This window comes from Lutispora sp., from assembly GCF_041687175.1.
Classification (GTDB): Bacteria; Bacillota; Clostridia; order Lutisporales; family Lutisporaceae; genus Lutispora.
Genome location: NZ_JAWLCK010000092.1, coordinates 1 through 11,074, shown reverse-complemented (window position 1 = coordinate 11,074; position 11,074 = coordinate 1). Strand labels below are relative to the sequence as shown.

Here is an 11,074-nt window from a genome sequence, read left to right as displayed (position 1 = left end):
CAGCATTTAATATATTATTTATCAAAATATGAGGACTTATCTAAGAAAATTGTATAAAAAGTTCAACTTTGTGTCTAAGATATTGACATAAATCTAAGGGCTACTAAAATAGTGTAACACTATATGTGTATATTAGAAGTAATAAAGTTGACTATGCAAGCAAATTCTGAGAATATTAATAGGAGTGATCAGATATTTGAATGAGAAATTTCTAATTGTTAACGCAGATGACTTTGGGTTATCTGAATCAGTTACAGAAGGAATACTATATGCACATAGTGAAGGTATAGTTACAAGCACAACTGTAATGGTTAACCAATATCATGCAGAAACTTCGATTAAAAAATGTATAGCATATCCAAAACTTGGTGTAGGTATACATCTAGTGTTTAATAAAGGAGTGCCTATAATGAAACCTTCTGAGATATATTCTTTATTAACAAATGAAGGTATATTTCATAAAAATATATACTCCATACGTGAGCTTGTAAATCCCAACCATCTGTATAAAGAGTTTTGCGCACAAATTGATAAGTTTTCTGAGTTAATGGGGTGTTTACCTGATCATATGGATTGCCATCATTGGGCTATATTACACGATGATTTTTTTGAAGTATACGTTGAGGTAGCTAACTTATATAATTTGCCTATTAGGCTACCGTTCCCTGAAATTAGTGATTTCTCTGATAAAAATTTAAAAAATTTATTAGGAGATGTACCTGTTATAAACCTTAAAGAACGAATTGAACGGCTAAAGATTATTGCTAGTGAAAGAAATGTCAAATGTCCAGATTACTTCAAAGCAAACTTTTTTGGGGACCAAGCGACTTTTAATACTATTCAGGAAGTTATAAGAGATTTGAAGCCTGGTGTCACTGAAATAATGACACATCCAGGATACATTGATAAATATCTAAAATCCACTAGTTCATATTGCGAAGTACGATATAGAGAGCTTGAGATTATAACAAGCTCTTATATCAAAGATTTGATAACAGAAAATAAAATTAAGCTTGTTAGTTTTAAGCAGCTTAACAGTTATTTAGATGGACAAGAGGTGGTGGCATTATGATAGCTAAGTTATTATTCATCTTATCAAAAGGAAAGGTTTTCAACGGAATTGTCGGATTTATATTTCAATACTTTAGTAGCATGTTGCCAGTTAAAAAAGTTTATAACTCAAAAAATATAATAGGGTTCTTTCATCCGAAGCCTAGTTATACTTGCCACATACTACTTGTCCCTAAAAGAAGAATATCGAATTTTCTTGCGTTATGCAGTAGTGAGAACTATTCATTATTTATTGAAATAATAAAGGCTGCAAAATTAACTCTTAAGAGTGTTAATAATCTAGATGATAAGTTTATTTTATGTATTAATGGTGGACTAAGGCAAGAAGTAAAGCAGGCGCATTTTCATATGTATAAAGATACATCTGAATATTTAAAAAGGCTTAAAGAAATTGAATATGTAGACTTATACTCAGAAAAGAATTTAAATATTAAATATTATAACGATGTTAGAAATGTTATTTTTACTATTATAATACCTCCGTGTTTTAATGATAATGCCGAGAATCGTGATAGTAATAATATAATAAAGAACATGTTGGGAATAATATACAATATTGTTAATATATTGCGCCTTGAATCAACTGGGTATACCATAGTGTACAATTGTGAGTCTAGTCTACATATGCCGCATAAGGATCAATTCTATATTGTAACTGATTATTACAATATAGGCAAAAATTGGAATAGCAAATTTAACCTTAAGTTGTCTGATTTACTTAAATCGTAGCAATTTAAAGAATTCATTGACTTTAATAGCAACTGAAAATAAATTTATAGAGACATAAAAGGGGGAATATGTTTATAGTGATATAGAGCTAGGTCATATTGTAGAGTTATATGCTATGCAAATTCCGGAACCAATGTCGGACAGAACTATAAGTTGTTGTTCAATGAATTTTATAACTTAAAAGTTAGTGTTGTGCAGTAAAAAGGTAAACATTAAGCAGCAATCCCTAATTTGGAAATCATCGAGTCGAGACTTAGCCCTTCAGCTGCACAGGAGTATGCAAACTTAGCAATTTCAACCATATATTGTTGACGAAAATGCCCTATAGTGTCTCCAATTGTCTTTAGTTTGCTTGCTACCCTGAATAATTCTAGGAATGTATAAGTCATAAATACCATGCTCCAAAAGCGTTTTATCGAGGTCAATGATTCTACCTGGTATTCATCGAAACCAAGAGAATTCTTATGATATCTATAGCTGACTTCGATATCCCAGCGGTTTTGGTAATACTCTAGAACTTTACTAGTATCCAGACTTACATCAGTACTTACTACAAATGCTGGTTTATCAGATAAGTCTGCTTCACTCCAACATATTAGTATAACGGCATTCTCAAGGTCATTGATTTTTCCTTCATACCTATGTACGTAATATTTATTGTCCCCTACTGTAACTAGGCAGGTTTCATTCTTACGTATATGGGTGGAGAAATCCTTAACACTTGTTTTAATGCCAAAAGGATAAATTACACGGTTAGACTTAATCCTTCCGATAGTATGATATCCTCTTTTAAGGCCATGAAGCATTAGCTTTCCTGATGTATACCAAGCATCTACAAGTAAGTACGTAGTATTGGTAACTGGTGTAAATTCGTCAACAAGTTGCATCGCAAGTTCATGTTTGTTTTTAAAATGTTTTTTGTTTTTGCCAAAGAACTGTTTTCTCAGGTAAAGCTTAAAGTTAAGTGGTAGAGAGTACTCAGATACTTTGTAGTGAGAGCTTACAATACAATGGGACCACATAGTTTTCCCGTCGCTGTGGGAATGATGATAGTCAAGGCCTTCGATCTTTTTTGTAGATTTGTCCTTTTTACTCAAAGAGTCATCTACAATTAAGAAGCCGACATCATCTTGATTAACATTCTTCTTTGCAGTGTGTAAGGGATGTGAAATTCTCTTATGATCCACATACTCATGATTCTATTTGTATTCTCCTAAAAATCTGGAACCAGTACTTCTATCACGGTTGCAATTTAGCTTTTTATAGATAGTAGAAACGTTTTTATTACCTTCGGCAATAATTATGCCTGAGACCATATTAAGCATATGGTTTTGTATCGAAGAAGAGTATGGCAATTGTAACATATTTATATAATTGCTGATATTCTGATTTTGCTTTATTATTATCTCAGGCATAAGTTTTGACCTCCTGTGGATTTGTTTTTGTTTTCACAATTCAAAACTACCACATTTGGTCGGCTTATGCTTTTATTTTGCCAACATATTGGCAATACAATTTTTTACTTTTTACTGCACAACACTAATATAAGAGATAAAATTATTTTATGGGAAAGATGCTATATTTCAAAATATCCTGAGCTAGAAAAGAAATGTAAAGAAGAGTATTGTTTGAATGGTTATGACTGGAGTAAGATTGCAGAAGAAATGGTTTTTAATAGAACCAAAGCAGATTTTGATAAAATGATTGAAGCCCATAAAAATATTTTAAATGTCATAGATGACATAAATATAAGAATAGATAAATTGCTTGAACTCAATTTAGAAATAAACATCGTTTTATATTGCGGATTATGCAATAGTGCAGGATGGGTTAATACATACAACAATAAAAGAGCAGTTCTTTTTGGAATAGATAAAATTGCAGAACTTAATTGGCATACAATGGAGAAGATAGAAGCACTTGTGGCACATGAGCTTTGTCATGTAGTTCATTTTGAAATTAGAGGAGAAGACAATTTACCTTATAATGTTGAAGACAACAATTACAATAAAGGAATTTGGAACTTTTATGAAGAGGGATTCGCTTAGTTTTTCCAATATAGATTGTTGAGGAAGGAAGTTGACTCAAGGGGTAGTGAGTGGGTTGAAAGATGTAAGGCTAATGAGAAACAGTTGAAAAAGCTTTATTTAGCTGTTTTATATGACAAAGAAAAGGGAACACGAGACTTTTTTGGAGACTGGTTTGAAGTGCTAGGAATAAGTGATACAGGTTACTATCTTGGTGCTGAGTTCATAAGGTCTTTGGACAAGCAGTATAATATTGAAGATATTGGGAAGCTGCAATTTTGGGAAATAGAGAATCATGTAATTAGTTTTCTTAATGATTAGAATAGTTATATAAGGGAATGGCATAACAATTTCCAACCCATTTTCCCTCTCAAATTAAATGTTATGTTACAATGGGGAGGGATTATTTTTTTAAATTTTTGTTCATAAAAAGACCTTCAATATTAGATTAATAGGGAAAAGAGGAATGTTACAAGGTGATAAAAAGGTGTATTATGATATTTCCGAAATTTAGTAATATGAAAGTGATTGATGAAATCCGAGATAAGTATGACCCATTAGCAAGTCATGTTAGACCGCATATTACACTTGTATTTCCTTTTACGAGCGATATCACTTCAGATAAACTGAGAGAACACATATCTAATGCTTTGTCAGAAGAAAAACCCTTCAAAATAGTATTAAAGGGAATTACATCGGTACAATCATTCGGAAATTATCTATTTCTTAATATAGAGGTTGGTAAAGAAGAAATAATTAATATTCATAAGAAGCTTTATACAGATATATTAGAACCATATTTGCCACAATGGTTGAGAAAAGGGGAATATCATCCACATATGACAGTAGGAAAAATAGAAGATGAAGAGAAGTACAAAAATGCGGTTATTGAGATAGAGGATTTCAGAGATATTTTTGAGACTATTGTAGAAAAGGTTAGTGTAGAAATTATTGATGATAATGAAGATTCAATAATAGAGATGGAGATAGGTTTAAAGTAACATTTTTTCAGAATGAGTAATATTATTGATTTCAGGTAAAGTAGCCTAGGATAGCGTATTGATGAATATTTGCGGAAGAATACACCTTGAAACAATTCTAGGTTATTTTAGAAAAGACAATTGGTTTTTAGATAAAGCTAAAACACATATAGTTATGAATGAGGTTGTAAAGATAGGTAGTTATTTTGAAGAATATATAGGGAATTATGGAGGTTATAAATCATGATAAGACAAGCAAGTATTGATGACAGCAGAGTTGTTGCAGAAATGGCTATATTACTATGGCTGAATAATGATATTTATGATTTAGAAAAAGAGATGATAAATAGCATTATATCAGAGAATGGAGCAGTTTTTATTTATTATGATGAAAATATACCAGTTGGGTTTGCACAATGTAGTTTAAGATATGATTATGTAGAGGGGACGGAGAGCAGCCCTGTTGGATATTTGGAAGGAATTTATGTGAAAGATGAGTACCGTAAGAGAGGCATTGGGAAAAAGCTTCTCATGCAATGTGAGGAATGGGCAAAAAGCAAAGGCTGTAGTGAGTTTGCAAGTGATTGCGAGCTAAATAATACGGAAAGTTTTAAATTTCATTTACAACTTGGTTTTGAGGAAGCAAATAGAATAATCTGTTTTAAGAGAAACCTATGAGGATAACATAATGTATGCAGATAGGGGACAAGAAAAATGAATATACAAATTAAGGAATTATCAGATGATTTATTTTTAACTACTGCAAAAATGATTACAGAATTAATGAATTATCATAGGAAGTTAAATAATGCTCCGAGGGAGTATTGGCAAACTGATGAAGAATCTCAAGAAACTTTAAGAGAGTGGATTGAAGAAGGATCAGTATATAATGTATTTTTAGATGATGAACCTGTAGGCTTTTTTTATGTTAGATTTGGCGGACAAGATGTAGCATGGTTAGAAGATTTATTTATATTAGAGCAATATAGAAATAAAGGAATTGGGAGATACGCTATGCAAAAATTGGACGAGCTAATGATTGAAAAAAATGTGGTGGCCATATTTGTTGATATTATACCAAGAAATACTGGTGCTATAAAACTATATAAAGAATTAGGATTTGATCATCTAAATCTAATACAGCTGAGAAAGAACTATGATAAAAGGTTAGATAAGGAAGAAGATGTAGAAGTGTTGGGATTTAATTTTAAAAAATATTAGGGAGCTTATTTATAGGTAAGTGTGATATACATTGATTTAACTAGTGATAGAAAATACCATATAACAGAGAATTATTGAGCAGACTGAAAAGGCTTTGTGAATTATACGGAAATATTTGTATTTTAATGATTGATAAAGATATTTTGTGATATAATTGAGATATAGAACTACATTTGAAATGGGGTGGATAATTTGGGTTATGCGAAGGACGATGCTAGAAAGATAATTGAGAGTTTGCCTGAACACACCACATGGGACGATATAATGTACCAATTCTATGTAAAGAAGAAAATAACAGATTCATTAGTTGCTGCAGAAGAAGGAAGAATTATGTTCCATGAAGATGTAGGGAAGAGAGTTATGAAGAATTAAGAATAAGATGGACTGAACCGACAGTCATTGATTTAGAGAATATTTGAGATTATATATCAAGAGACTCAGAATATTAGGGGTTAATTGTAGTAGAAAGAATATTCGACGCTGTTGAAAAGCTGTGGAGGTTTCCTAATGTTGGGAGAGAAGTTCCAGCAGTAAACGATCCTAAGATTAGAGAAATATTACTATACAATTACCATATTATATATAAAGCGGATGAAGACTATATACTAGTTTTAACAATTGTACACGGAGCAAGAGATTTAAGAAATATAAAACCTTGGGAATTTTGATGGAAGTTCTTAAGGTTTTTTGTTTGATAGTTTGTGCAATGGAAAATTGGTATCGTCCATCCTATAACAAAATATTTTCCCACGGATGCACTAGAGCGTCTTTTTGGGATAGTGTGTGACACATCCCTACGCTGGGAGCGAAGCTCCACTACAAGGTCTATCTCTAAGTCTGGCTCAGGGATATCGCAAATACGAAATCGTTATTTGACATGGAGTTGAAGGTTTTGCCTCATAATCAAATAAAAGAAAATGTTTATTTAGGTTGATAAGGGGGAATATTCGTGCATAAGATTCATGAAAATTCATTTAATGGAATAATTGCCTTACCATCTTTTCCGGTTGTTTTTGTAACTGTAGACAGTAATATCATGGTAGCTGGAGCATTTCACTTTTACTCCTTTGATCCTCCATCAGTAATGGTGGGAATTAAGCCTGAGAAATATACTTATGAGTTAATAACTAAGAAAAAAGAATTTGGAATCAATATTCCGACAAAAGACCAATTAGATAAGATACATATTTGTGGTTCTGTCTCAGGAAGGTATGAAGATAAATATATAAAGGCGGGATTGACACCAAAGAAAGGAAACAAGATAGATAGCTACATAATTGAGGAGTGCCCTGTTAACCTTGAATGTAAGGTTGTTCACCAGATTGAATATGAAGGCAGTCACAAGTGGTTCATTGGAGAGATAAAAGAGGTGCATATAGAGGATAAATATATTCGTGATGATGCATTGATGTTTTGGCTTGGTCAATTCAGGACTGTGGGAGAAGTTATTGAAGGCGCAAGTAATAACGAATTGCTAAGATAAAATGTATATCTAATGTGAGGTAGCTGAATTATGAAAAGGGGTAGGGGTAAAATGTATGTTAAGCAATTATCAGAGTGACCTACATGCCTTTACTGTGATATAAGATATATAAGGATGATATAGAGGCAATTCTTTTTGGTCATATATTAATAGATATCATTGGAGGAAAACATGGTACAATATTTAGTTAACTTTGTTATATTAGCTTTTATTTACTTCTTATTCTTTTATAAAAAGTGGTATAAAGGGCCTAAGATAATATTTACAATCAATACACTCATGTATATTTACATCGCAATGGTTTTAGGTGTAGCACTGATGCCATTTCCTGTACCATTTTTAAATGGTACTAATAATTTATTTCTTGAAACTGCCAATCTTATCCCTTTCAGGGATTTAAGATTAAACTATTATGGCAGTGTTAGGGAGATATTTTTAAATGTTATCATGATGATGCCCTTTGGATTTTTATATCCAATTATAAAGAAATCAGGCATTCTAAAAACAGTTGCCATGTGTTTTCTTTTTAGTCTAGCAATCGAAAGCACTCAATTATTAAGTGCATTTTGGGGAGGATTAGCATCAAGATCCTTTGATGTTACTGACTTGATTACTAATACATTTGGAGGTTTATTAGGATATTTGTTTTTTATCATTTTAAAGCCAACTATCCTTAGAATATTAAAGGAGCAATAATCACGGAAAAAATGAGATTCAGATTTATTGAACATTATTTTTATACAATGTCGCAAATGCAAAAATGCACTACAAATATTATTTTTATAATACAAAGATGATTGGGCGTTTAGGCAGTTAGAAGAACTATTAACGAACAATCTGCTCCTTTCACAAAGTAAATAAAGTTTACATAATGAGTGGAGGCAATTAGGAGGATATCACGAATAGTAAAAAAATTTATCCAAGAACAAGGGATAAAGAAACAGTTCAAGGGTATCTATAGATGTAATCGTCAGCATAAATCATTCTACCGGTATTAAAGAATAAAGGAGAATTAATTTACATGGGTATCAAAACTACCGGATTAATAAATCTAATAAATAAAACCTGGATTAGAATATTAATTGTACTGCTCATCTCTTTTGTAGCGTTGATTTCCGTTTCAAAGTTTAATTCAATAAGCAAAGTTAAGGAATACGCTTCTTTAGAAGAGTTTATCACCCATCTGGATGAACGCATTCCTATTTTGATGAAAGATTATGATATCCCAGGTCTAAGTATTGCTCTTATTCAAAAAGGTCAGATTACTTGGACTAAGGCTTATGGTTATGCTGATATTGAAAAAGGAAGAAAGATGACTACAGATACTTATTGTAGAGTTGAATCCATCTCAAAATCTGTCACCGCCTGGGCAGTAATGCAACTAGTTGAACAGGGGAAAATAGGGCTTGATAAACCTGTGAAACAATACATAAAGAACTGGGAGTTTCCAGATTCTGAATTTTCCGAAGAAAAGATAACAGTAAGGCAGCTACTTACTAATACTGCAGGTATGCCTTTGGGAGATATTTTTGAACGATACTCTCCCGAGGATCAGATACCTACCTTAAAAGAGAGCTTGACTAAGCAAGCTGTTCTCATACAAGAGCCTGGTGTTTCATTTTTATATTCAAATACTGGCTATAATTTACTTGAGCTATTGATAGAAGAGGTTACTGGTCGTAATTATGCAGAATATATGGAAAAAGAAGTATTAATTCCTCTTGGAATGTACAATTCAAGTTTTGACTGGAGCAAAGAGTTAAAGCCAGCGGTTCCTGTTGGTTATGATACAAAAGGGAATCCAATACCAGTATATGTTTACCCTGAGAAAGCTTCCGGCGGGCTATTTGCATCTGTAGAGGACATAGCAGCCTTTGTTGCTGCAGGGATGCCAAGCTATTTTTATACTGACCATAGAGTTCTTACTTCTGAAAGCATAAATAAACTCTATACTCCAATGGTTGAAAAACCAGGCATTTATGACCTTGTTTTTGATTCATATGGATTAGGATATTATATTGAGACTTTAGAAAATGGTAAGCAATCAGTTGCTAATGGTGGTCAAGGCGGCGGGGTAATGACATTTTTTCAAGCTGTTCCAGAAACGGGTGATGGTATTGTTATTTTAACAAACAGTCAGCGGAGTTGGCCGTTTTTTGGTTACATATTAAGTGATTGGGCAAGGTGGAGCGGTTTTAAAACAATTGGTATGGGAAAAATCATCTGGGCACAAAAGGCTCTATGGACTTTAATAGCTTCATTTTGGATTATTATGCTATGGGGCGTTTGTAGAATTGCGAAGGGAGTTATTTCTGGCAAGCGTCGTTTTTCACCTTTGTCTAAAAAATCTCATCGTATACATTTAGCCCAAAGTGGTTTAGCTATTATTATTTTGATAGGTCTTTTATGGTGTATTAATCAAGATTATTTATTTATTTCTTCTATCTTTCCAATAGCTTCTGGTTGGTTGGGATTTTCATTTTTTATTTTTGCAGTAATTTTATTGTTATCAGCATTATTCCCTGGCATAGAAGATAATAAAAAAACGGCTGATGACTTCATATAACATAACTTTAGGGAAACTTAAATCTAAACATGGAATAAATATAGCTTATAATGAAGTTAAGAATATTAACACTTTATTTCAAACTGTATATAGGGAGGGCTTGAATTTGAGACCATTACTGAAAGTGGGAATTATTTGTCCGTGTAAAATCGAGTATGAATGGAAAAGAATTTTTATGAGAACTGGGGATATACCTTAGAAAAACTATACCTGGTATTAAACAATATATTTGAACAGGACTTGTTAAATGAATTAATAGACTTGCAAACTTCATAAATAATAAAATTTGGACATGCTATAAGTTGTATTAAAAGATTTTTATTAGGAGGCGTGTGAAAGTTGGATAATATCGATAAAAGAGATAAGCTGAAAGAAGAACCTTTTTCATATAAACTATCTAAAGATAATAAGGTATTTATATTCTGGCATGGAAAACAAGTAATGATATTAAAGGGCAAAGAAAGTGAGAAATTCATAGCTAAGATAGAAAGAGCGGATAAAATGGAAGCACAGTTGATTATGGCTAAAATTACTGGCAACTTTAAGCATGGAAATGAAAAAATGAATAAACTTCGATAAAATTTTGACAAAGATCCATTCTTGTATTATAATTAACAATGTAAAGGTAAATGTTAGAATCCAATAACTGATAAATTGCAATGTATCTGCTTCAATTTATTTGTCGGAGATACAGGGCTTGTTTTTTACCTAACCGTGAGGTGTTTCTGAGCGGAAAGGCGCGCATATGATATGTGTGTTTAGTTTTTTTGCTGTTTTTCTCCCTTTTCGCTGGATTAGCGGGAAGGGAGTTTTTGTTTTAAAGGAGGTTGGAAAATGGATAAAAGAATTGGGATTATAGGTATTGTGGTAGAAGATCTTTCATGCGCAGAACGAGTTAATGCCATTCTTCATGACTATGCAGAATTGATTGTGGGAAGGATGGGTATCCCCTATAGGGAGAGGGGAGTATCGGTAATAACGCTGATTGTAGACGGCA

The 11,074-nt window shown here is 32.4% G+C and carries 15 protein-coding genes and 1 pseudogene; 15 read left to right on the top strand and 1 reads right to left on the bottom strand.

Annotation, left to right across the window (positions count from 1 at the left end; genetic code table 11):
• The first annotated feature begins 196 nt into the window (after nt 1-196).
• Complete coding sequence (locus tag ACESM9_RS11850; protein ID WP_372998760.1) at nt 197-1,072, top strand: carbohydrate deacetylase; 876 nt, start codon at nt 197-199, stop codon at nt 1,070-1,072.
• A complete protein-coding gene (locus tag ACESM9_RS11845; RefSeq protein WP_372998757.1) occupies nt 1,069-1,800 on the top strand; it encodes an HIT domain-containing protein in 732 nt (243 codons plus the stop codon). Before ACESM9_RS11850 ends, ACESM9_RS11845 begins: the two co-directional genes overlap by 4 nt.
• 212 nt (nt 1,801-2,012) lie before the next feature.
• Here the strand turns inward: ACESM9_RS11845 and ACESM9_RS11840 are convergent.
• Nucleotides 2,013-3,215: pseudogene (locus ACESM9_RS11840) on the bottom strand (IS701 family transposase).
• Between the two features lie 213 nt (nt 3,216-3,428).
• Between ACESM9_RS11840 and ACESM9_RS11835 the strand changes: the two are divergent.
• From ACESM9_RS11835 to ACESM9_RS11775, 13 genes are all read left to right on the top strand, one after another.
• Nucleotides 3,429-3,848, top strand: a complete 420-nt coding sequence (locus ACESM9_RS11835; protein WP_372998754.1) for a hypothetical protein — start codon at nt 3,429-3,431, stop codon at nt 3,846-3,848.
• Between the two features lie 18 nt (nt 3,849-3,866).
• On the top strand, nt 3,867-4,148 hold the full coding sequence (locus ACESM9_RS11830; RefSeq protein ID WP_372998751.1) for a hypothetical protein: 282 nt from the start codon (nt 3,867-3,869) through the stop codon (nt 4,146-4,148).
• A 197-nt stretch (nt 4,149-4,345) separates the two neighbouring features.
• Complete coding sequence (locus ACESM9_RS11825) at nt 4,346-4,828, top strand: 2'-5' RNA ligase family protein (protein WP_372998748.1); 483 nt, start codon at nt 4,346-4,348, stop codon at nt 4,826-4,828.
• A gap of 61 nt (nt 4,829-4,889) precedes the next feature.
• Nucleotides 4,890-5,054: a hypothetical protein gene (locus ACESM9_RS11820; RefSeq protein ID WP_372998745.1), complete on the top strand. Its 165-nt coding sequence runs from the start codon at nt 4,890-4,892 to the stop codon at nt 5,052-5,054.
• Entirely contained in the window at nt 5,051-5,485 is a 435-nt protein-coding gene (aac(6'), locus tag ACESM9_RS11815) for an aminoglycoside 6'-N-acetyltransferase (RefSeq protein WP_372998742.1), read from the top strand. The genes ACESM9_RS11820 and aac(6') overlap by 4 nt, the downstream gene beginning before the upstream one ends.
• Nucleotides 5,486-5,521: 36 nt before the next feature.
• Nucleotides 5,522-6,028 (top strand): GNAT family N-acetyltransferase, encoded by a 507-nt coding sequence (locus ACESM9_RS11810; protein ID WP_372998739.1) that lies wholly within the window; start codon nt 5,522-5,524, stop codon nt 6,026-6,028.
• A gap of 192 nt (nt 6,029-6,220) precedes the next feature.
• On the top strand, nt 6,221-6,400 hold the full coding sequence (locus ACESM9_RS11805; protein WP_372998737.1) for a hypothetical protein: 180 nt from the start codon (nt 6,221-6,223) through the stop codon (nt 6,398-6,400).
• 83 nt (nt 6,401-6,483) lie between these two features.
• Nucleotides 6,484-6,696, top strand: coding sequence for a type II toxin-antitoxin system RelE/ParE family toxin (locus tag ACESM9_RS11800; protein WP_372998767.1), 213 nt, complete (start codon nt 6,484-6,486; stop codon nt 6,694-6,696).
• Between the two features lie 281 nt (nt 6,697-6,977).
• Nucleotides 6,978-7,511, top strand: a complete 534-nt coding sequence (locus tag ACESM9_RS11795) for a flavin reductase family protein (RefSeq protein WP_372998734.1) — start codon at nt 6,978-6,980, stop codon at nt 7,509-7,511.
• A gap of 171 nt (nt 7,512-7,682) precedes the next feature.
• Nucleotides 7,683-8,207, top strand: coding sequence for a VanZ family protein (locus tag ACESM9_RS11790; RefSeq protein ID WP_372998731.1), 525 nt, complete (start codon nt 7,683-7,685; stop codon nt 8,205-8,207).
• 325 nt (nt 8,208-8,532) lie between these two features.
• Entirely contained in the window at nt 8,533-10,077 is a 1,545-nt protein-coding gene (locus ACESM9_RS11785) for a serine hydrolase domain-containing protein (RefSeq protein WP_372998729.1), read from the top strand.
• 339 nt (nt 10,078-10,416) lie between these two features.
• Nucleotides 10,417-10,656 (top strand): hypothetical protein, encoded by a 240-nt coding sequence (locus tag ACESM9_RS11780; RefSeq protein ID WP_372998726.1) that lies wholly within the window; start codon nt 10,417-10,419, stop codon nt 10,654-10,656.
• 255 nt (nt 10,657-10,911) lie between these two features.
• A partial coding sequence (locus tag ACESM9_RS11775) for a TM1266 family iron-only hydrogenase system putative regulator (protein WP_372998764.1) occupies nt 10,912-11,074 on the top strand: 163 nt, incomplete at its 3' end.